The organism is Candidatus Ozemobacteraceae bacterium (genome assembly GCA_035373905.1).
GTDB lineage: Bacteria > Muiribacteriota > Ozemobacteria > Ozemobacterales > Ozemobacteraceae > MWAR01.
In genome coordinates this window covers 41,691-62,364 of the sequence record DAOSOK010000029.1, presented here as the reverse complement: position 1 = coordinate 62,364, position 20,674 = coordinate 41,691, and the positions used below count along the sequence as shown (strand labels likewise).

Annotated in this window: 18 protein-coding genes, 1 tRNA gene and 1 pseudogene; 3 read left to right on the top strand and 17 right to left on the bottom strand. The window is 60.7% G+C overall.

The genetic code is table 11. The features are described 5' to 3' along the window. Positions 1-47: 47 nt before the first annotated feature. The 11 genes and pseudogenes from PLU72_14440 to PLU72_14390 form a co-directional block, all read right to left on the bottom strand. Positions 48-491, bottom strand: a complete 444-nt coding sequence (locus tag PLU72_14440) for an OsmC family protein (protein HOT29377.1) — start codon at positions 489-491, stop codon at positions 48-50. 34 nt (positions 492-525) lie between these two features. After that, complete coding sequence (locus PLU72_14435; protein ID HOT29376.1) at positions 526-918, bottom strand: putative zinc-binding protein; 393 nt, start codon at positions 916-918, stop codon at positions 526-528. Positions 919-929: 11 nt separating this feature from the next. After that, a complete protein-coding gene (locus PLU72_14430; GenBank protein ID HOT29375.1) occupies positions 930-1,343 on the bottom strand; it encodes a putative zinc-binding protein in 414 nt (137 codons plus the stop codon). Position 1,344: 1 nt separating this feature from the next. Continuing rightward, positions 1,345-1,791, bottom strand: coding sequence for a glycine cleavage system protein GcvH (gene gcvH / locus PLU72_14425; GenBank protein ID HOT29374.1), 447 nt, complete (start codon positions 1,789-1,791; stop codon positions 1,345-1,347). A gap of 194 nt (positions 1,792-1,985) precedes the next feature. Continuing rightward, the gene (locus tag PLU72_14420; GenBank protein ID HOT29373.1) at positions 1,986-2,414 is read right to left on the bottom strand and encodes a rhodanese-like domain-containing protein; all 429 of its coding nucleotides are present in this window, start codon (positions 2,412-2,414) and stop codon (positions 1,986-1,988) included. Next, the gene (locus PLU72_14415) at positions 2,411-3,793 is read right to left on the bottom strand and encodes a 4Fe-4S binding protein (GenBank protein HOT29372.1); all 1,383 of its coding nucleotides are present in this window, start codon (positions 3,791-3,793) and stop codon (positions 2,411-2,413) included. Before PLU72_14415 ends, PLU72_14420 begins: the two co-directional genes overlap by 4 nt. Positions 3,794-3,938: 145 nt before the next feature. After that, positions 3,939-4,805 carry an arsenite methyltransferase gene (gene arsM / locus PLU72_14410; protein ID HOT29371.1) on the bottom strand — a complete coding sequence of 289 codons (867 nt, stop codon included), beginning with the start codon at positions 4,803-4,805 and terminating at the stop codon, positions 3,939-3,941. A gap of 92 nt (positions 4,806-4,897) precedes the next feature. Beyond that, entirely contained in the window at positions 4,898-5,341 is a 444-nt protein-coding gene (locus tag PLU72_14405; GenBank protein ID HOT29370.1) for a thioredoxin family protein, read from the bottom strand. A 131-nt stretch (positions 5,342-5,472) separates the two neighbouring features. After that, complete coding sequence (locus tag PLU72_14400) at positions 5,473-5,712, bottom strand: thioredoxin family protein (protein HOT29369.1); 240 nt, start codon at positions 5,710-5,712, stop codon at positions 5,473-5,475. 193 nt (positions 5,713-5,905) lie between these two features. After that, positions 5,906-6,184 (bottom strand): annotated as a pseudogene (locus PLU72_14395) (metalloregulator ArsR/SmtB family transcription factor). 221 nt (positions 6,185-6,405) lie between these two features. After that, positions 6,406-6,478: transfer RNA gene (locus PLU72_14390), tRNA-Ala, on the bottom strand. A gap of 200 nt (positions 6,479-6,678) precedes the next feature. Here PLU72_14390 and PLU72_14385 point away from each other — a divergent pair. Beyond that, positions 6,679-7,755 (top strand): hypothetical protein, encoded by a 1,077-nt coding sequence (locus PLU72_14385; protein ID HOT29368.1) that lies wholly within the window; start codon positions 6,679-6,681, stop codon positions 7,753-7,755. A gap of 245 nt (positions 7,756-8,000) precedes the next feature. On the opposite strand, the gene PLU72_14380 is transcribed toward PLU72_14385, so the two are convergent. Continuing rightward, positions 8,001-8,381 carry a desulfoferrodoxin gene (locus PLU72_14380; GenBank protein HOT29367.1) on the bottom strand — a complete coding sequence of 127 codons (381 nt, stop codon included), beginning with the start codon at positions 8,379-8,381 and terminating at the stop codon, positions 8,001-8,003. Positions 8,382-8,675: 294 nt separating this feature from the next. On the opposite strand from PLU72_14380, the gene PLU72_14375 reads away from it, so the two are divergent. Both PLU72_14375 and PLU72_14370 read left to right on the top strand, forming a co-directional pair. Then, a complete protein-coding gene (locus PLU72_14375) occupies positions 8,676-9,308 on the top strand; it encodes a hypothetical protein (protein ID HOT29366.1) in 633 nt (210 codons plus the stop codon). A gap of 9 nt (positions 9,309-9,317) precedes the next feature. After that, positions 9,318-10,742, top strand: coding sequence for a hypothetical protein (locus tag PLU72_14370; protein HOT29365.1), 1,425 nt, complete (start codon positions 9,318-9,320; stop codon positions 10,740-10,742). Between the two features lie 309 nt (positions 10,743-11,051). On the opposite strand, the gene PLU72_14365 is transcribed toward PLU72_14370, so the two are convergent. The 5 genes from PLU72_14365 to PLU72_14345 all read right to left on the bottom strand — a co-directional run bounded on the left by PLU72_14365 (position 11,052) and on the right by PLU72_14345 (position 20,672). Continuing rightward, positions 11,052-15,392 carry an acyl-CoA dehydratase activase gene (locus PLU72_14365; protein ID HOT29364.1) on the bottom strand — a complete coding sequence of 1,447 codons (4,341 nt, stop codon included), beginning with the start codon at positions 15,390-15,392 and terminating at the stop codon, positions 11,052-11,054. Positions 15,393-15,648: 256 nt separating this feature from the next. Further along, positions 15,649-17,520 carry a SpoIIE family protein phosphatase gene (locus PLU72_14360; protein ID HOT29363.1) on the bottom strand — a complete coding sequence of 624 codons (1,872 nt, stop codon included), beginning with the start codon at positions 17,518-17,520 and terminating at the stop codon, positions 15,649-15,651. Beyond that, positions 17,517-18,551, bottom strand: a complete 1,035-nt coding sequence (locus tag PLU72_14355; GenBank protein ID HOT29362.1) for a uroporphyrinogen decarboxylase family protein — start codon at positions 18,549-18,551, stop codon at positions 17,517-17,519. Before PLU72_14355 ends, PLU72_14360 begins: the two co-directional genes overlap by 4 nt. After that, positions 18,548-19,219, bottom strand: coding sequence for a cobalamin-dependent protein (locus PLU72_14350; protein HOT29361.1), 672 nt, complete (start codon positions 19,217-19,219; stop codon positions 18,548-18,550). Before PLU72_14350 ends, PLU72_14355 begins: the two co-directional genes overlap by 4 nt. 19 nt (positions 19,220-19,238) lie before the next feature. Further along, positions 19,239-20,672: a PQQ-binding-like beta-propeller repeat protein gene (locus PLU72_14345; GenBank protein HOT29360.1), complete on the bottom strand. Its 1,434-nt coding sequence runs from the start codon at positions 20,670-20,672 to the stop codon at positions 19,239-19,241. Positions 20,673-20,674 lie beyond the last annotated feature (2 nt).

Genomic DNA, 20,674 nt, shown 5'->3' with positions numbered 1-20,674 from the left:
TCGACGACGACGTATTCTATATAACCTTATTTATTGAATATGTCTGATCATCCACTCGTTTTTTCGCCGCCCTGGATGATGATCTCCGGTTCGATGACGATCTGTGACTTGAGCGACTGGTTGATGGTGGAGTATTTCAGGGCCATATCGAGAGCCCGCTGGATGTATGCCCGGGACTGACCGTTGACGACGATCCTGGGGCGCAGGGTGACCTTTTTGAACCACGACGTGCGGTCGAGGAACTCCTCGACCTCGCCTTCGGCATGGCACTCCAGGCTCACCAGAGCCAGTTTGAACCGTTCGGCGGCCCAGAGGACCATCATGAAGTAGCACGTGTTCGATGACGCGATGAACGCATCCTCGGGGGTCATCACATTCGGCAAACCGTGAAGGTCTGGCGGCGCGGAAAACTCCATCTCCACACCGTTTTGGCACCAGGTGTACCCCAGGTGATTCCCACGCCATTCCACTTTGTTCGTATATATAGCCATATAATACTTTCCCCTGCCGTGAGGTGTCCGAAATTCAGATGTTCGCCAGCACCGTTTCGACGGCCCCGGCAAGCTCCTCGATGACCGCCTGAATCGCGGGTTCCTCATCCGGTCCGTAGTTCCGACGTTTCTTCGGAACCGCGAGACCGTGTTTTTGAAGAATCTCCGGGATGAGCAGCGTCATGCGAGGTTTTGCCGACAGGGTTTCCGTGGCTCGTGCGGCGCAGCGTTTCTCGCAGCCGTCCACCGTGATCGTGGGGTATTTCGTGGCGAAGGTCCGTTCCTCTCTTCCGCCTGCGATGAACAGGGGCAGGCAGATCGTGACGGTTTTGTCGGTCGCCTGCTCCAGCAGTCTCCGACAGGCCATGCGGCAGACCGTTCCTTCGGGCCGCTCCTCACCGCTGCATGAAACGATTCCGATTTTCACACGCGTCTCCATCACGCATCCTCCCCGGCGATCAGCCTGTCCACCGTTGCAGCCAGTTCGTCGGCGGCAAGTCCCGCCAGCTTGCGGCCAGCTTCATTCAGCTGGGCCACGCCTTCCGGCTTGAGCTCTTTGTGGGCCACATAAAATTTGAATGACTGGCAGGCATGCGCCGGCTTTGCGCCCACGGCCTCGAGGCTTTTCCGGGCGCATTCCAGCGGACAGCCGTCGATCGTTATGACGGGATTCTCCCTGACGAGCTTCAGGGCGTCAGAATCGCTGATCACCAGGAGCGGCAGGCAGGTCATCGCCGTTTTGTCCGGTCGGACGCGCTCCGCCAGTTCGTAGGCGATCTCCCGGGACAAGGCTCCGTAAGCTTTGCCGATGCCGCTGCAGGGCAGAACAACAACCTTCCTTGAGGTATCCATGCTATTTGCGCGCCTCTTTCTCGAGTCTGTCCTTCATGAACTCGCAATACGCTTCAGCAGTGATCAGCCCCTTCATGTCTTCCGCAAGATTCGTCAGATCGATGCGGTAAATCCAGCCGGCCCCGTGCGGGTCCTGGTTGATAAGGAATGGGCTTTCCTGCATCTGCGGGTTCACCTCCGCCACTTTGCCCGAAACGGGCGAGAGGATATCTGCAGTCGCCTTGATGGTCTCGATCTGGCCGAACGCCTGTCCCTGGCGGACTTCCGTTCCCGGGTCGACGGTGCCCAGATAGGCAACGTCGCCCATGATCTTCTGCTGGAAGTCCGTCACTCCAACCGTGGCTGTCTGATTCTCCACGTGCGCCCAGAAGCCCTCTCTCGTATAGAGGCAGTCGGTCTTCACGCGAAAGATGAATTTGTCGTAGGTGATTTCTAGAACGTCACTCATCGGTCATCCCCCTTTTCTTGTTGGGTTTCCAGATTTTTACGATGAAATCGAGATGATTCAACGGACGTGCCCGGCAAGGAAATCATTGATGCCGGCAAGGAGTTCCGCCACCTCGGGTTCCGTCATCCATGGAGTTGCCTTCTTACAAATCACTCGCATTTCTCCACTGCAGTCGTATTCGCTGGCCGGCGTCGTCAGGGGTTCCTGGGACGCCATGCTTTTTTCGGTCGGAGTTGGCAGGAGCACTGGCCGATCAGCACCTCGTCATCGTTGACGTCGGTCGGTAGCCCAGCCGTCTCCCAATCAATGATTCCCCCGTTGAGATTGGCGATTTTCGTGTATCCCTGGCTCAGGAGGAAAAGAACGGCTTTTTTGCTCTTCAGACCGACGGAATCGGCAATGATCAGCGGCGCTTCTTTCGATAGTGTGTGATATTCAGTCGGAAGCGCGCTGAAGGGAATGGCTATCACGTTCCCGATGGCGAATTGCTTCCCGTTCATCTCCCGTTCTTCGCGAACATCCACGATCGTGGCCCCCTTCGACACCAGCTCGAAGGCTTCCTTCGGAGAAAGATGGAGAATCCCGTCGATGAGGAGACCATAGGTCTGAAAGAACTCGTTCATGACTGTTTCCTTGGTGCCGAATTCTGATTCTGCCCATCGGCAGAACAGCCGCCCGTGGCATGGGGTTCGACCGGATGCGGCGATCCGGCCTGTGCCTTGAAGGCGGGAAATTTCCCCAGAAGCCAATCGAGAAACACCGATTTCATCTGCTTGCTGGCCATGATCTGCTTCACGGGAGGCAATCGCAAAATGACCCCGAGGATGGCCGCCATCGCCCGGTGGCTCGCAAGGGCCTGGCAATCGAAGATCAGGTTTTGCAGGGTTCCCTTTTCGATGGCTTGCAGAACCACGCGGTGGGTCGTGTTGACCGGGGTCAGGATCCTGTCTTTCCTGGGCCGGAGCTGGAGCGCCCGCGCGGGACAGTGGGCGACACACACCCCACAGCCGAGACAGACGTCGAGGTCGATGTGCAGGTTTCGCCCCTGGCCCGGCTGGGGGGCATCGGGTGGGTGCGCCCGTGAAATGGCATCGACCGGACAAGAGGAAAGGCATTTCCCGCAGTTGCGGCACATTCCTGAGACTTCCTCCGGCTGGAAGGCGGTTGCATGAACCGGATGAAGCCAGCCGAAGCGGCGAGCGGCAATCATTCCTTCGCAACAGCATTTGCAGCAGTTGCAGATGAAGTTGACCCCTTCCCTGACATTTTCCCCGAATTGGACGAGACGAGACGACCTGGCGTCCCGGAAGATCTCCATAGCTTCGGCCTTGCTGATCTCCCTCGCAATGCCGTGCTTGATGAGGGACCTGGCGGCGGAGTTGAGCGTGATGCAGTTGTCCTGGCGATTCGTGCAGGCCCGCCCGACATGGGACATCTTGTGGCGACAGTAGCAGATACCGACGGCAGCCGCAGAAGCCTCCTGGACGAGAAACGACACCCGGTCGAAGTCCAGGACCTGAAGGGAAGGCCCGGTGGAAAGGGCTTCCTCGTTGACGTAGGCCCTTCCCAGTTGGGTTTCGAATGAAAAGAGATCCTTGATGAAGTCTTCCTCGACGTTGAGATACTGGTAGAAAAGCTCGCTCAAGGCCTTCTGATCGATATCGGGCCGGACCCGCATCAAGGCGAACTCGAAAAAGCCGGCCATCGGCGGAGGAAGCGTGTATTCGGCCTTCCCATCACGTTCCACATCGACCAGCAGACCTTTGTCGGCGAGTTTTCTGCAGATGTCCCTGGCTTTTGCCACGTCCATCCCCCAGAGGGCAGCCGCTTTGGATGCCCGGAAACTTCGAATCGGCAGACGGGCAACCAACGCCGCTTCATCGGGGGTGAACAGGACGGCCAGGATTTTTTCCACCAGTTCGGAAGGAGGCGCTCCCGCTGGAAAGGCGTTGATCCGATCCAGCAGCGATTGATAGACGGATTTTCCGGTCAGATGCACCATGCCTTCCTCCCGGAAATGTCAGATTTCATCAGCGCCAAGATCCCCCCTGGTTCCTGGAAGCTCGAGATCGGACGCGTCAGGCTTGTTGCAGGATCACGTCAGCGATCTGGTGTATCGCGCCATCGTTGGCTTTCCGTTCTGAGGGTCAGCCAGGTTTTCGCGCTGTAATGACAATGCTGGTTACGAAATCCGTGAGTGCCTTTCCGGCTGGAAGGGCGGCAAGGACCTCCTTGAACATCGGATCGTTGCCGCTCGTCATTGCCGCGATTGCCTGGGGTTTCTGAATGACTTCGACGGTCTCGAGGCCCGCCTCGCGAATCAGCCGTTCTGTTTCGCGAATTTCAATGGCGCCGGCAATACAACCGACAAGAGCGGCGATGGAGTGTTTCAGTGCTTCGGGCAACGCCTGGACCAGGGCGATGTCGGATATGGCGGCCCGCCCGCCCGGCTTGAGGACGCGGGCGATATCGCGCCAGACCTGCGGTTTGTCGGGCGAAAGATTCAAAACGCAGTTGGAGATCACGACGTCGACCGATGCATCCGCCACGGGCAGGTGCTCGATTTCGCCGAGACGGAACTCGACGTTGGCGAAACCGGTATTTTTTGTATAAGAAGCGATATTCTTCCGTGCTTTTGCGAGCATCTCGGGGGTCATGTCGATGCCGATGACGCGGCCGGTCGCTCCGACTCTGCGCCCCGCGACGAACACGTCGAACCCCCCGCCGCTCCCGAGGTCGAGAACGGTTTCGCCGGGATTCAGCGCTGCGATCGCGGCAGGATTCCCGCAGGACAGGCCCATGTTGGCTCCTTCCGGAAGAACCGCCAGTTCGGCCTCGTCGTAACCCAGATCGCGCGCCAGTTTTTCCGGGGCGGCCGCGCCGCAGCAACTCGTGCTGCCTGCCGCGCCCGAGCCGCAGCAGGAGGACGTGGTTCCCACGGCAATCGCCGCATACCCGTTTCTCACGCGCTCCCTGATGGCTTCCGGATCTATCTGTGGAACACTCTTTCCCATGTTATCCTCGTTTATACGAAGTGGTATTCATCGTTCGACCGGAGCCCTGCATGGGTCCCGAGGCGTGCGATGCTCGTGCCGATCGTCATTCCTTATTGCAGTGTCACACCCATGCTTTCGAATTGTTTCTGGATGTCTTCCATCGGGAAGAAGCCTTCATGCCGAAAGACTTCCTTGCCCGTTGCGTCGAAGAAGATCTGTGTCGGAATCATGCGGATGCCGTATGGCTCGCCGGCCGATCTGTTCTCCCAGACATCGATGAATTCGATATCGGCCTTCCCCTCATACAGCTTCTTCGCCTCTTCGAGGATCGGGGCCATTTTCTTGCAGGGAATGCACTTCCCCGCTCCGAGATCGACCAGTTTCGGCCTCGGGCCAGGGGTCGGAACGGCCGTTGCGGAGATTTCCGTGCCGGTTGCACCGGCGGGGGCCGGTGTCGCCTGCACCGCATCGATCGTGGATGAAACCGGCGCTGCTGCGGGAGCTGCAGTTTCGACCGTGGCAGAGGCTTCCTGCGCCGTCGCGGGCGTGATCATGCTTCCGCATGAACACGTCCCCCCATCGAAAAGATGTGCGACAAACAGTGTTCCTGCGACAAAAGCTATAGACTTCACTATTGATGAAAATTTCATGGTTGCTCCGTCGGCTGAAGATGATGGAGGATGCTTTACTGAATCTTTTCGAGAAGCGGCTTGATCGCTGCCGCTTCGGGCACCTTGCCGGTCAGAAGGACCTTCCCGTCCACGGCAAGGGCCGGCGTCATCATGACGCCGAATTTCATGATCTCCTGGAGATTGGTGACCTTCACCAGTTCGTAAGAAAGCTGCATCTCCTTCGCGGCCGTTTCGGCGTTTTCAGCCAGCTTCTTGCATTTTGCACAGCCCGTACCCAAAATCTGAATTTTCATAGAGTCTCCTTTTTTTCGGTTGATGTCTGACATGCGGGGAATGGCGTTCAGGATGTCATCGTTTACTGCTCGCACCGCGCCGCTGCTTCGCCGGGGCCTGATTCTGCCGGGCGGCGGAGATTCTGCACGCGTCGTTCAGCAGATCCGCCGTCTCGCTGTCGGTGAGATCGGTATGACCGAGCGGGACATTGCCGAGGCATGATATGAAATCGAGCAGGCAGGGCGCGCGCAGACGATAGAACACCTGGAGACCACGCTTTTCATCGTCGACGATGCCCGCGTTCCTCAGCTGGCTGAGGTGCCTCGAAACCGTGGAAATGTCGCAGCACGCCTGGCCGGTCAGTTCGTTGACGCACTTTTCGCCGTGGGCCAGTTCCATGACGAGATACAGCCGGACGGGGTGGGCGAGAGCTTTCAAAATCTGCACCGGGCGGCGCAGTTTTTTCGGATCGCAGCAAGGTTTTGAATTCATATTTTCCATATTACGCAAATAGCAGCGTGGTGTCAAGAGATCCTCGCGATCGAGTCGTTTGGATACACGCGGCCCCATGATTGGCGCGACGGCCTCTCGCCCTTCGACGAGCTCAGGGAGAACGGGTAATTTTCATTCCGCAGGGCTCAATGAAAGCAAAAAAACCCGCTTTATCAGCGGGTTTCTTAGAATTTTGCAGACAATCTGAGATTGTCCTTCAGTGGAGCTGATCGGGATCGAACCGACGGCCTCGACAATGCGAATGTCGCGCTCTCCCAGCTGAGCTACAGCCCCTTGGGTGAATTTGAGTATACCTCAGGACACTTTGATTTTCAAGAGGCAATTTCTGAGAGTGTGCGCGGCTGTGTGCGGCAGGCGCCGGCCAGAATCGGTTGAGGGGGGAACGGGTGATGAAATTGTTGCCAGACGGGAGAGTGCCGGGTATGCTTGAGAAACACGGCTGTCGCAATATCACACAGTGAAGGGGAATCAGCATGAGAAACACGACGTGGCGCGCCGCGGTTGCCTGCGCCCTCCTCCTGCCCGCCGCTCTGGCAGCGGAAACGGTCACGGAACCGCCGCCGGCGTTCCAGATGCCGCCGGCCATGACCCAGCCAGGTCCTCCGGCTCCGGCGCTTCCGCCCACGCCCGATGCCCCGCTGCTCAGCAACGAGACCATGCCGCCCGCGCCTCCCCCGCCGCCTCTGCCCGTCAGCGGCGCGCTCCCGGCCGTTTCCTCGCTTCCGGGCGTCGCCTCGGCCCCGCCTCAAGCCGAATCCGCGCCGGGGTCCGAGAGTTTCCAGCCGCCGGTCACCGCCGTCATGCCTCCCCCGCCGCCCTCGCCGCTGGCGCCCCCCTCCTCCTCAGCCTTCCCGCCGCCGCCCCCGATGTCCGTCCTTCCCGCATTACCAGGAGAGTCCGTCCGAACGGGGATGCCGCAAAATTCCGAGGGAATCGTCCTGACGACGGAACAGGCCGCTGTCGTCAGGAGACTTTCCCGAAGCCTCGCCGCTCTCCGGCGCCTTGTCGACGAACCCCGGAGCAACGAGGCTCTCGGGCAGGTTCTCACCACGGGAAAAAGTTGCGCCGCGTTGCTCGGGCTCGGGGCGTTCCCCGTCATGCCGAGGTTCGAAGCCCGGGCCGACGAGACGGTCGTCCGTGACCGCTCATACGATGCCTGGGAATATAGAAAATACGGCGCGTTCCAGACCCGCCTCGACGGCCGCATCCGGCCCGTTGCCGGCCACATTCATGCCGACCTCGCGTTCAGGGCGCGCGGCCGGAGCGGCGTCGTGATCCGCGGTTCAATGACCCAGACCGGCGTTCTGGACGGCAAACTGACCGTCGAGGGTTTTGACGCCTGGGGCCGCCCATGGAAAATGCTGCTCCAGATGGATGGACTGATCCTGCGTGACGACGGCCTGCCTTCCGGCGGGACGATCTCGCTCACCGGTTCCGATCCTTCGGGCGCCTCCAGGTCGGGCCATCTCACGTTCCCGGTTCCCGATCCCGCCCCGAAGACGGTGCAGAAGGAGCGCCGCAGGAACATGCGCCCGAAACGGAGATACTGATCGCGCGTGCTGAGGGGTTTCAGAGACGGACAAGTCGAGCCGGTCTGCTTCCCTTGCAGTGGAAGCGTGACCGGCCCGATCGTGGCGCGGAAAGAAAACGCAGGCTTCGTCGAAGGCGTATGGCGGGGGCGGCAGACCGTAAGGCCAGCCGCCCCCGCGGCTGTCTAAATGACGTCGCGCATGCTGCGTCCTCCCTCCGGATTGCTGACGTTACCCTATCGTTGGCCCGGGGAGAACGCGTGAGATCAGCCTTCGCTCTTCCAGAGACCGTGCAGGTTGCAGTATTCGCGCACGGTCACGGCGGCGGCCGAAACGGGGAAGAAAGCCTCGGGCTTGTCGCCCGGCTTCAGAAACTGGGTGCAGACCTTGTTGTCGACGATCAGCTGGATCATCTCGATGTAATGCTTCTCTTCCATCGGGTGGGCGACGCTGCCGACCTTCACGAGAATGCCGCCGTTCTGGCGCTCGATGACCGGAACGTGCTTCTCTTTCGACGCGTCGACGGTGTTCTCGACAAGTTTCGCCATGGGTTCGCCGCAGCAGACAACCACCGGGCCGCTGCCGTGGACGACCTCGACGATGTTCCCGCAGTGCGAGCACTTGTATATTTCGTTTCTCTGGATCATGATTCGCTCCCCTCAAAAAAAATTCGTCATGCCGGATTGCGGATATTATAGGAGACGCGTCCGGCAGGGTCAATACGCCGAAAAAGAAAATGCCGAGAAGGCTTGGAAACGCTCTTTCGGAGCCAGTTTTAGGTGCCATGTGTTTTCTCTTGTTGCAAAACTAATGATATATAAAAGTCGAATATGCAAGTGCGTCAGGTATCGCCCGGCGTCCGGGGATTTGACGAGCTTGAGCCATGCGGGATAGACTAGCGGCACGAGATGTTCCAGGTGATGTGGAAGGACGTGAACGATATGCGATGGATTATCGCCCTGGCAGTCGCCCTTGCCGTTTCAGTCGTATCAGCAACAGCCGCCGAGCCGAGGGTGACGATGACGCTCAAGGACGCGTCGACCCTCCGCGGCGAACTGGTCGAGTTCAAGAACGGCGTCTATCTCCTGAAGACGGAAGCCCTCGGCGAGGTGAAAATTCCGGCCGACAAGGTTCTCACCCTGACGATGGGCGACGAGCCGGCGGCAGAGAACGGACAGCCCCGGACTTCGCCGAAATCCCGACTGACCCCGGCAACCGCCGGTCACGTGAAGCCCGGAGGCCCGGCGATCCGTGAGGGCGTTCCCCCGGAAAAGGCCCCGCCCGCGCAGGATGGGGCTGCAGGCCCGGCTTCCGACGATCTGCGCCAGCAGCAGAAGACGGTCGACAGCCAGGTCCAGTCGATGCTGATGGACGGCTCGTTCATGGACAACATCTCCAACCTTGGCCAGAACGAGGCGATGCAGAACGTCCTCCAGGACCCCGAGATCATGGAGGCGATTCAGCGCGGCGACTACGATTTCCTGATGAACAACGACAAGATGAAGAATCTCATCGAGAGCCCCGATATGCGAAATATTCTCGGTGGTATGGCACCGCAGGACGAAGGTGAATGAACTGAGCCTATGAACTTCCCATCCAGACGCTTCCTGATCTGTTCCGCCCTGGGATTGGCTCTCACGGGGGGCGTGGCGGCGGTCGAGACCGTGCCGATGACCTCCGACTCGCCCGACCTGACGTATTATTCGCGCACGCCGCTGAGCGTGAAAATGTCGCGCCTGTTCTCGGCCGGCCAGGATCTCTTCAACCGGCGCCGGTACGAAGAGGCGCAGGCCGTGTTCGAGTCGATGCGGGCCCTCGACGAGAAAGATCTGCTGTCGGTCTTCTGGGTGAAAAAATGCCGCGAGCGGCTCGAGCGCGAGGCGAACGAGAAGCGCAAATCGGACAACCGCCGGCTGACGGGGCGCCTCTTCCCGCGTGAGGAGGTCTACACGAACTGGCACTGGGGGCCCGAAGTCGGACATTTCGAGATTCGCGAATCGAAGCCCAGGCCCTACGTCGAGCCCGTGCGCAAGATCCGGCCCCGGGCCGGCGACAAGGAGCTCGCCAAGGCGAAGGAGGCCGCTGCCGGCAACAAGCCCGAAGCCTTGTTCGATCTCGCCATGGCCCACTGGTCGCGCAAGGAGAACGGCCCGGCGATCGATGCCCTGGAAAAAGCCGCAGATCTGAACCCCGACATCCTCGCCCGCGACGACGAGGGCCTGGCGGCCGCGGTGCAGGACGAACTGCAGGCGGCGCTCGAGAAGGGCAAGCCGTCTCCCGCCCTGTTGCTCCGTGCCGGCCGCGTCGCGATCATCCAGGGTGACGTCCTCGAAGCCTTCAAAGACCTGATCCGCGCAGCCACCGAAGACGCGTCACTGCTCGGCGAGGTGAAACCCCTCCTGCAGAAGCTTGTCGACACCGGCAAGACCGAGTTCCTGTTTCGGGCGCCCGAACTCTGGACGTTCCGGCAGGGCTACGCCTTCGAGAACGGCGAAGACCGTCTGTATATCAAGCTTGGAATGGCGCCGCGCGCGCCCGTGCCGATGGCGCCGCTCGATCTCATGTTCGAGCGCGAAGCGATCGGCACGATCGAGGAGCTGCCCTCGGACGTGCTCTGCACCCTCGTCGATCCCGCCGCGACCGAAACGACCCGGCTGTGGGTCGTCGGAAAATACCGTGAGAGCGACGGCCCGATCGAGGTGAATGCGAAACTGCTCGTCCGTTTCCAGAAAGACCGCCTCATGTTCCTGGACATGTCGAATTTCAACGCCGCGCCCGAACTGCCCGACAACTGGAGCGTCGTCGTCGGCGCCGCCGATGCGTTCTCGGTCAGTTTCCCGATCGGCCAGCTCGAAAAGACGGAAAACGGCGTGAACATCAAGGCGTTCCAGCTCCGCATGAACACGGGCAAAGGGCCGGTGCTCTCCCTCTCCGAACTCCGCAAGCCCCTCCCCGCCGCCATCGACGTCTGGAAAGTGCTGGACAACGCCGCCCAGGGAGCCCTGTAAGTCACTCCCACAAGAGGCCGGCGCGACACGGAAATTCATTCGCCACAAAGGCACGAAGACACAAAGATTGAATGACAACCTTTGTGTCTTCGTGTCTGGTATGTATGTTTCACTTCGAGAACCAATCCGCAGATGACGCTGATGAAGCAGATTTCGCGGATGAAACGCTGAAAACCTTCTTCCCCCGGAGTTTCCGATCCCTGGCGAAAAAAAGCTCGTTTCAGACGTTCGTTCTTATCTGCCCTTCATCTGCGGATGCGTTCCTGAAAACAGAACATTTTTCAACGGAGTATCTTTGTGGTGATTGTTTTATCTGTTGCGGCGGGCTTCCTGCTGCTGCTTCGCCTGGAAGGCGAAGGTGGCGAGGTTCGTGTTGCGGTTGGGAAGGATCGTGCCGTCGTAGACCATGTCGACGAAGGGCATCTTCCGGCGCATGTGGACCTTGAGAATAGCGCTTGCTATTGTACTCGGCATGCAGGTGAAGGGCATGGCGTTCACGACGCCGTCGAAGCCGTGCTCGCGGAAGGCGAACGCGCCGCCGATCGAGAGGATCGCCTCGCCGTTGATGTGGTTCGAGAAGATGCCCTCGACGAGGTCGAGCAGGTGCTCGGTCGAGTGGTCGAAGCGGCCGTGGAGCAGTTTCGCGAAGGGCAGGCCCAGCATCTTCGCGACGATGCGCTGTCCCTTGCCGATCAGCCACGACTTGGCGAGCTCGCGGCCGTTGTCCCACGTGCGGCTGTCCTTCCAGCGGCCGTGCGCGTCCTCGATGCTGGTGTGGGTCGTGTAGTCGATCCACTCGCCGATCGAGCTGGTGAACGTCTCGCAGCCCATCGACTCGAGGGTCCGGACGAGCTCCTGGTTGCTCTCGTTATGTGTGCGAACATATATTTCGCCCACGATACCGACGAGCGGCCGGGTCTTTTCATCGCGCTCGATCGCGGAGAACTTCGCGGCCGCGCGGCGGGCGGCCTTGATCAGCTTTAATCCTCCGCCTGCCCGGGTCGCCTCGACGCCTTCACGCAGGGCTTCGGCGAACACCGCGTCGGTCGTCCCCTTCACCTTCTCGTAGGGCCGCACGCGCCAGAGCGACTTTTCGATCATGTCGGTGTACACGATCGCCTGCCAGGCGAGGCCGCGGAACTGGCCCGCCTGTTCGTCGGAGAAGAAGCCCTTGCAGCGGTAGCTGTCCTCGGAGCTGGGCGAGAGGATCGGGATGCCGCCGCAGCCGTACCGCTGGAGCAGCATGCGGTGCAGGTAGTTGTACTGCCCGAACCGGCACGGCCCCTCGGTCTCGGGCATGAAGAAGGCGATCTCGTTCTCGACGTCGCGGCCCTGCTCGCGCAGTTTCGTGACGGTCTCGAACATGTCGCCGGTCGTGACGGTGCAGGGGAAGCACTCCTTGCCCGAGGTGTTGCTCTTGCCGAACTCGAGGCCCGCCGTCGTGTAGGTCGGCATCACCTCGGCCTTGCAGCCGACGCCGTCGAACGCGGCCGCAAGGGCATACGAGCCCTGCGACATCTTGGGCAGGTAGATCGTGCGTCCCTGCAGAGGGGCCCGGGCCTTGCGGGCGATGACGCTGACGCCCTGGGGCAGGGTGCGGACGTCGCGCTGGTTCTTGATGACGTCGATGAAGGCCAGCAGGCGCGTCTCGACGCCGGCGCCGGCCGAGTGCTCGTCGAGCTCGAGCTCGAGATACGGCCGGCCCGTGCGGTTCATCTCGTCGTTGAAGAAGTGCAGGATGAACGAGTCGGGGCCGCACGAGAAGCTCGTCAGATACAGCCCGAACAGCCGCTTGTCGTTATTTATATATCGTGAAGTTTTTAAAATCTTGTCGCCGAAGCCCCAGTACATGTTGGGGTAGTCGTCCTCGATCTCGATCGGGTCGAGGTCCAGCAGTTCCTGCGGGATCGCGATGACGCCGAGCCGGCTGAACGTGGCGAACAGGTTCAGGTTCGTGCGCGAGTCGTAGGCGCTGTAGGGCCGGCCGACGACGACGATCGCGCGCCGGTCGCCGAGCTTCTCGAGCACGGTTTTTCCGAGCGAGCGCAGCTCGCGGATGAACGCCGTGTGCGCGGCCCACGCCTCGTCATACGCCGCGGCGAACGCCTTCTGGTCGAACGGCAGACCGACCCGGGCGAACTCCTCGCGGAACGCCTTGACCAGCCCGTCGCGGCCGTATTTCAGGTAGATCGCGGGCATGAGGGTGGTCTTGTCGTCGAGCTTGAGCGCGGCCTTCAGCATGAAGCTGTTCGCCTCGAGGTAGGGGCAGTAGTAGCCCTTCTTGTTGGCCGGCGCCTCCATCTCGATCATCATGGGCAGGAACAGCCAGTCGACGCGGCCCTTCAGCCTGCTCGCGTGGCCGTGCGAGATCTTCACCGGGAAGCAGGCCTCGCAGGTCATCGCTTCTATACCGGCATCTACAATTCGATTGTCGGTCTCGGGCGTGATCACGACGTCGAAGCCGAGGCGGTCCATCAGGTGCACCCAGAATAGCCCCATCTGGAAGAAACTGAGCGAGCGGGGAATGCCCAGCGTCGGTCGCTTCTTCCCTTCGGCGGAAACGGTCTGCGCCGGCTCCTCGTCGAGCACGCGATACTTGCCCTGCATGGCCTTGAAATACAGGTTCTGCCGGATGCGGTTGTAGTCGGGAGCGCGCACGGTAGCCTTGGCGCGCGACTCATACATGCCGCACTCGCCGCCGTACACGGCCTCGTCGCCGCCGATGCGGTAGATCTGGAGCTTGCACAGGTTGTGGCAGTTCGGGTTGCGCTTGCAGACTTCCTCGGTGTGCGTGAACGCCGCGTCGACGACGCTCCAGCCGCGGAACCGGCTCGGCTTCACCGTCTCGCCGCGCCGGGCGGCCGCCTCGGCCTCGTCGCGGGCGTGCAGCGCCGCGCCGATCGCGCCCATCACCTCGCGGTGGGGCAGCGTGACGATCGGCTTGCCGACGACGGCTTCGAAGGCCGCCACGACCGACTTGTTCAGCGAGGGGCCGCCCTGGAAGCTGATCACCTTGCCGATCTTGCCGTCCTGGACGACGCGGTTGAGGTAGTTGTGGACGACGGCGCGCGAGAGCCCGGCCAGCAGGTCTTCGCGGGCCGCGCCCATCTGCAGGTAGGACATCAGGTCGGATTCCATGTACACCGTGCAGCGCTCGGTCAGCTTGAACGGCGTCTTCGCGGCGAGCGCGAGGCTCTCGTATTCGCCGGCGATGTCGATGCCGAGCTTGTTGGCGGTCTCCTCGAGGAAACTGCCGGTGCCGGCCGCGCAGACCTTGTTCATGCGGAAATCGACGACGAAGGCCTGGTTCAGCGAGGTGTATTTGGCGTCCTGGCCGCCGAGCTCGAAGATCGTGTCGACGTCGGGCCGGAACTGGGTCGTGCCGCGCGCGTGGGCGGTGACCTCATTCACGACGTCGTCGGCGCCGACGAACAGGTTCGCGACTTCGCGACCCGAGCCGGTGGTGCCCACGCCGAGCACGTTCACGCGCGACACGTCGATCTGCTGCTTCATGTGCGTCAGGCACTTCTTGATCGCAGTGACGGGCTGGCCCTCGGTCGGGATGTACCGCTTGTAGATGATGCGGTGGTCGAGGCCCATGAGCACGAGTTTCGTCGTCGTCGAGCCGATGTCGAAACCCATATAAACGTCTATTTTATCTTTGCCGGACGGCAGGCCGGCAGATTCGCCGCACGGGGTGAACGGGGCGAGCTTCTGGCAGAGCGGGGAGACGGTCGGGGCCTTGAACGCCGCGTCGCTCTTGAGGCTCGCGATCTCGGCGCTGCGAACCGCGCGGCCGTTTCCCGAAGCGATGGCCGAGAGGGCGACGCCGAGGGCGCCGACGCCGGTGTGGTGTCGAGGGACGACGACGTTCACGCCGAGAATCTTTGAAAACGCCGTGCGGGCGAGGTCGTTCGTGGCGTAACCACCGATGAAGGCGACGGGCTCGGCGAGAGTGCGGTTGTTGATGAGGGTCGACTTGAAGTTCTTCGCGACGCCCTCGTGCAGGCCGGCGATGATGTGCTTCACCGGGATGCCCTTGTTTTGCAGGTGGATCATGTCGGACTTCGTGAACACCGTGCAGCGGCAGGCGACGTTGGCGGGGTGGTCGGAGGCGCGGCCTTCGGCGATGAACTTCTGGAGAATCGCCTCGATGCGCTTCTGCGGGTCTTCGATCTTCTCGAACTCCTGGTGGTCGGAGAAAATGCGCTCGGCCTGCTGGTCGATGAAGCTGCCGGTGCCGGCGGCGCAGGCCTCGTTCAGCTTGAAATCCTCGAGCAGGAAGCCATCTTTCGCGGCCGAGACGAGCAGCAGGGCCGAGTCGTGGCCGCCGATCGAAACCACGGAGCGGGCTTCGGGCATCAGCCGGTGCAGACCGCGCGTCTGCGCGGTCGTCTCGATCTCGAAATACGTATTGACGGCGCCGGCGATGGCTTCGCCGTGGGTTCCGGTGAACACGACTCGGGAAACGCTCTCGGGGCCGTATTCTTTTTCGATCTGGGCCAGCGTGCGGGCGCACAGTTCGAGCGTGCGGCCGAAATGGCGCTGGTAGGGCAGCTCGGCGAGCAGGTCGCCGTTTTGTGTGCAGATGACGGTGTTGATGCTGACCGAACCGATGTCGAACCCGACGGTCAAAGCCTTGTGACTCATTCTTGCCTCCAACGATACTACGCTCAGGGAGCCGATATTCTACCACGATCCGACGCCTCGCAGCAAACGCGGATCATGCCCACAGGGCGAGCGCATCAGGTTCACAACCGCTGAATCACAGGCACAAAGATACAAAGGCTGTTTCACCACAAAACAACCGTTCTCTATCCGTAGGAGTGGTTCGCAAACCGGCCCTGCATCGCAATTTCGGCAATGGCGAGTGCCGGGGTGAGATTTCAGGATTTCATCTGAGCCATCAGCGTCTTCTGCGGATCGGTTCTTGCGCCGAACCCATGTCGATGGCGAGAAGGCTGATGTCGTCTCTCGGCTTTGTTTCGCCTAGCCAGGAGTCCAGGTCGCGGATGATTTCGGAGACGCATGCGTCGACGCTCAGGTTCTCGGTGGAATACATCATGGCGTGGAGGCGCTCGTCACCGTAGAGCTCGAGTGAGGGAAAGCGCATCGCCTCCGTGATCCCGTCGGAATACAGGAGCAGGCGGTCGCCTGGCCGGAGGAGGAGTTCCTGCTCCGTGAACTCGGCGTCCGGAAACATGCTGATCGGTGAATTCCCGGCGTCCAGGATACGAAGCGTTCCAGCGGCCTCTTTCAGGAGAAGCGGTGTGTGGCCGGCCCTGACGTATTTCACGATCCCTGTTTTGAGAGCGATAACGCCGTACGTCAGGGTGAAATATCCGTGCTTTCTCGCCATGAATTGTTCGTGCAGTATTTCGGCGACAGCCTTCGGCCTGAGTGATTCCGGTGCCTGTATGCCCTCGCTGCTTCCTTGCCGGAGGAACGACGAGATCATCTCGTGGATTGAAACGGCGCTGAGCGCCGCGTGGACGCCATGACCCGCGACATCGAACATGTAGAACGCCACATGGTCTCTGTCGAGCCGGATGATATTCAGCAGATCGCCACCGACGGTGCTGCAGGGACTGAAATACCAGCTGACCTCCAGGGGCGGAAATCGTTCGCCGGGGGAAGGGAGGAGCTCTCTCTGAATGGTTCCCGCGGCTTCGATATCGTTCTGGAGCGTTGCGAGGAGAGACCTGTTTTCCGTCAGCTGTGTTTCCAGTTTTGTATATGCCCTGATATTTGCCAACGCAAGCCCGACTGCCGGCACGAACGAAAGGCAGGAGTTTATATATCTATCAATATTATTGGGAAAGGCGATTCCCTGCAGCTCGATGGTCGCGAGGCTCTCGCCGCGATGCGAGAATTTCAGGAAAAAGCCTTCTCCATCTTCGGTTCTCCCGTACTCGCTCGAGTAGCCCGCCAGGCGTGTCCTCGCTGCGTCACGTTCATTTTCATGCAGGGACGGGAAGCTCGTCACTTCCGACGCAGGCGCTCCGTCGGTCCATTTCAGATGGTTGACCCGGCGGGGGGCGAATAGGGTCTGGACAAGTTCGAGGATGGACGCGAACGCTTCCGTTTCGTCATGGCTCCTGGCAAGTCGCGCGAGGACATCGGACATCATCGAATACTCCGCGATCCGGCAGCGGGCTTCCTTGAGAGACGTTTCGGATGTCCTGGTAACTCTGAACAATTCCTGGGATCCAATGATGTCCCGCAACAGCAGCCGGAAATACTCGAGGCCGACCTTCCTGGTGCGACAGGGGAGGTTCACGTATTCACCGAAATCTCTTGCCTGGCTCTCGCTCTGCGGATCGAGAAGGGTTTCGAGAAGAACAATGGACTTGAGGCTTTCGCCGTAAAACTGCCGGGCTGAATCTTGGTCGAAACCATCGTATCGGAGTTTCTCCCGCCAGCAGGCGAGCCAGCCGGGGGTAACCAGATAGGCCCCCTCGCTGCAGAGTTCGAAAATCTGGGTTTCTCCGGAAAACATGGCAAAGCAGGGATTGAACACATGAATCTTGAACGATTCGTCTGGCGGGAGTTCTACCGACAGCTTCTTGCAGCAATTTCCGCCGAGGATGTGGATGTTCGAACATGCCTTTCCCTGCCCGGCAGACAGGCTTTTCAGCGCTTCCCGAGTCAGGGGGGGCTTGCCGCAGAAGGAGGGAAACAGCAGGGGAACAACCCCATTCCAGCCCTCGAGACGAATCGCCGCCTCCAGCTCGTGAAAAAAATGGCTGCAGACCGCGATTCCGATCTTGTCCGTCATCGGTTCCCGGTCAGCGGGTATCGTCCGAAGCGGTGCACGGTCTCTGAAATGGTCATCAGCACGTCATCCGGAACCTGCCACGGAATTTCGCCGTGATTGTCGGAAAGAATGAAGCCTCCACCGGGGCCGGCAATCTCGATGGCCTCTTTCACCTTCGCTTCCGTTTCCGAGGGGGTCCAGCGGCGCATTTCGATCCCGTTCAGATTTCCAAGGATGGTGATTCTGCCTTCGCAGGCTCGTTTCACTGCCCTGAGATCGTCGTCACAGCTTACGCCGAGCACTTTTGCCCCGGACTTCACGATATCGTCGATGATGGGAACCGTCCGACCCGACGCGAGGTGTATGGCGCAAGCCCCATGAATGCTTTCCAGCATGCTCTTCGCGATCTGGAACCCCGTCTTCAGATATTTCTCGCGAGGGACAATCGTCGGCGAGGAGACCGGATCGAAATAGCAGATGGCCGTGGCACCGGCGGCCAGCTGGGCGTTCGCCCAGTTCGTGCAGAACTCCTGGTTCACCGCGACGAGCCGTTCGAAAAGGTCGGGGTGTTCGAACAATAATTCAATATATATATCAAAGCCCAACTGCATGACCGGAAGGGAGAACGGCGACATGACGACACCGATGATCGGTGCATCGTTTCCGGATTTCGCCTTGATCCGTGAAATGGCGGTCAGGACATTCTGCAATTTTCTATTTTGTGTGATATCCGGCGGGCTGAGCCGCGCGATGTCTTCAATCCGCCGGATGGGCGGGGTTCCCGAATTGGGCGGACCATCCTCGAGGAAGATGACGTCGCCGCCGAAGGCTTCGACTTCGATGGGTGCATACCAGAAACCGTAGTAACAGTCGTGCCGATACTTGCGGCGAAGGCGCAACTGCCCTTCGACGACATTTTCGGGAGACGTAAAATATTCCCGGATGGAGAGCCCCAGTTCCCTGGCGCCATGCATGGTCAGGAGGAGAAAATACGGAACCCGGTCGGGCTCCTGGTGGCCGAGGGTCGTCATGACCCGCTCGAACGAGTTCATGCCTGATCTCCTTTTTTCTGCCTGGCGAGATCTTCGGCCATTTCATCCACCAGCCTGGGAGCGTCCGAAGCGAAAAGGCCGACGGCGTCGGCACCCACCTCGCGCCAGAGTTCGCTGTCGAAACGGAACGGGGCGCCTCCCACGACGATTTTCGCCCTGTTGCCCGATTGCGAAAGCCGTTCGCGGAGCTCCCTCACTTTCAATGCTGATGGGAGCATCAGCACGGAGATCAGAATGATTTCAATGCGGTCCCGTTCCATGCGGGTCACCAGCTCGTTGACATCAGCCTGTCCGTAATCCTCGAATTTGAAGCCTGCCGAGCGCAGAACGGTCGCCACCATGCGTTTTCCCAGCAGGTGATAATCCTGCAGGGCCGCGACCGCCAGGCGGGGCTGCGCGCGCCGGACGAGATGCTGGGTCGTGAAGAGGCTGTCGATCAGCTCCTCGGCGAGGCGACTGCTCATATACACTTCGGCCAGGGATATCTTCCCGGTTTCCCAATCGTTTCCTATGCTTTCCAGTGCGGGAACGACGATCTCTTCCACATACCGGGTCGGCTGGCTTGCCGGGACATACTCGTGCAGATGTCTGGCCAGGGCGATTCGGTCGAGGGCCAGCAGGGAATCATAAAACGTTTGAATCGTTTCAACCGAGGTTTCGGAAACCATGGCGGTTCTCCTGTGGTTGTCACCACCCGGCGGGAGATGCGAGGGGAATGGGCTTTCGGGCAGCCGGAGCAGGCTGGGGCGGAAGCGCCTGTGCTTCCGGTTCTGTGAAGGAAATCACCTCAGAGGCTGCCGATGCTGTTCGCGATGAAGAAGCAGGAGCCGGAAGGATCAGGGATGTTGAGGCGGCGAGGGGAGCGGAAGACGTTGCAAGGGGCGGCATCGTGAAAAACGCTTTCTCCGGAATCGACGCGACGGTTTCGGTTGCAAGCACTTCGGAACCGGGAGTTCGTTCGGGATAGGGCATGAGGCGGATGTTGCCGCTGCGGCAGACGAGCAGGTCGCCGCGCGTCGATGACATCGGCTTGTAGAACCGGCCGGAATCCATGGCCGTCCAGACGGGCCTCGCCTTGTCGGGGGTGAACAGCGTCACCCGGGTGTGGCGGGCGAGAAAATTGTCCTTGTAAGTGATGCCCAGCGCGTTTTCATGAACGAACCAGTCGAACGTCTTGCCGAGATTGCGCTGCCAGCGGATGACGCCTGTGCGGGCCTCGATGCACCGTACGCTGCGGCCGTCGACGAACAGGAGTGCGTCGCCGACGGCGAGCGCTCCGAGGAGGGGCGAGGGGAGCGTGACGCTCCAGGATGTGCCGGACGGGAGGTCGCAGTAGTCCATCCGCGTGCCGCCGGCGGCCAGGAGAAGAAGAGCGTTTCCGGTGATGCCGGCGATCCTGTATCCGTCGGAGTCGTGCCTGTAGACCACCTTGCCCGTTTCCTGACTGACGGCGACCGGCCGGCCCTCGACGTCGCAGAAAATAAAGTAGTTGCCATAGACAACCGGCGCATCGTCGCTGATGGGCTCCGGATGTTTCCAGACGACGGAGCCGTCGTCGGGATCGATCGCGCAAATCTTCCATGAAGGTTTCTTCAGATCGTCGTATCCGTATACCGCCGCGATCGTCTCGCCCGGAACGACGTGCATCACGGTGCCGTCGAAATGGCTTTCCCAGAGCGCTTCGCCGGTCGTTCCGTCGAGTCCGAACAGCACGTCGGGCGCGCCGGCGACCACCAGCCTGTTCCCGGGCAGGGCAACGGGCTGAAGGTCTGACGGAGAGAGCGTTGCGCGCTTCCAGAGCTTGGCCAGGGAGGATGAATAGAAGGTGTATCCACCTTCGCGGTCAGAGACCAGGACGCCGGAAGCGATGCCGACGAGAGGATGACGGGCTGGGGCGTCGAGCGGCACCGGCCCCGTGAACGTTCCGTCAGGATCTATCGCGGCGATCTGCTGTTGCCGGACCAGGAAGACGGCCTTGCCGCCGACCTCGGCGGGCTGCGTCGTGATCTCGCCGGCCGCTTTGACCCTCCAGAGCTCGCTCGTCGGCGGTTCGGACGAATAGATGACGTATGCCAGGATTCCGCAGACGATGAGAGCCAGGCTGAAGGAACGAAGCGACATGA

Bases quoted from the DNA above. Each gene is read 5' to 3' on its own strand.
- PLU72_14380 (HOT29367.1), bottom strand. From the start codon at position 8,381: ATGATCCAGAGAAACGAAATATACAAGTGCTCGCACTGCGGGAACATC.
- PLU72_14345 (HOT29360.1), bottom strand. From the start codon at position 20,672: ATGTCGCTTCGTTCCTTCAGCCTGGCTCTCATCGTCTGCGGAATCCTG.
- PLU72_14400 (HOT29369.1), bottom strand. From the start codon at position 5,712: ATGAAAATTCAGATTTTGGGTACGGGCTGTGCAAAATGCAAGAAGCTG.
- PLU72_14405 (HOT29370.1), bottom strand. From the start codon at position 5,341: ATGATCACGCCCGCGACGGCGCAGGAAGCCTCTGCCACGGTCGAAACT.
- PLU72_14440 (HOT29377.1), bottom strand. From the start codon at position 491: ATGGCTATATATACGAACAAAGTGGAATGGCGTGGGAATCACCTGGGG.
- PLU72_14370 (HOT29365.1), top strand. From the start codon at position 9,318: ATGAACTTCCCATCCAGACGCTTCCTGATCTGTTCCGCCCTGGGATTG.
- PLU72_14355 (HOT29362.1), bottom strand. From the start codon at position 18,551: ATGAACTCGTTCGAGCGGGTCATGACGACCCTCGGCCACCAGGAGCCC.
- PLU72_14385 (HOT29368.1), top strand. From the start codon at position 6,679: ATGAGAAACACGACGTGGCGCGCCGCGGTTGCCTGCGCCCTCCTCCTG.
- arsM (HOT29371.1), bottom strand. From the start codon at position 4,805: ATGGGAAAGAGTGTTCCACAGATAGATCCGGAAGCCATCAGGGAGCGC.
- gcvH (HOT29374.1), bottom strand. From the start codon at position 1,791: ATGAGTGACGTTCTAGAAATCACCTACGACAAATTCATCTTTCGCGTG.
- PLU72_14415 (HOT29372.1), bottom strand. From the start codon at position 3,793: ATGGTGCATCTGACCGGAAAATCCGTCTATCAATCGCTGCTGGATCGG.
- PLU72_14350 (HOT29361.1), bottom strand. From the start codon at position 19,219: ATGGTTTCCGAAACCTCGGTTGAAACGATTCAAACGTTTTATGATTCC.
- PLU72_14365 (HOT29364.1), bottom strand. From the start codon at position 15,392: ATGAGTCACAAGGCTTTGACCGTCGGGTTCGACATCGGTTCGGTCAGC.
- PLU72_14420 (HOT29373.1), bottom strand. From the start codon at position 2,414: ATGAACGAGTTCTTTCAGACCTATGGTCTCCTCATCGACGGGATTCTC.
- PLU72_14360 (HOT29363.1), bottom strand. From the start codon at position 17,520: ATGACGGACAAGATCGGAATCGCGGTCTGCAGCCATTTTTTTCACGAG.
- PLU72_14430 (HOT29375.1), bottom strand. From the start codon at position 1,343: ATGGATACCTCAAGGAAGGTTGTTGTTCTGCCCTGCAGCGGCATCGGC.
- PLU72_14375 (HOT29366.1), top strand. From the start codon at position 8,676: ATGCGATGGATTATCGCCCTGGCAGTCGCCCTTGCCGTTTCAGTCGTA.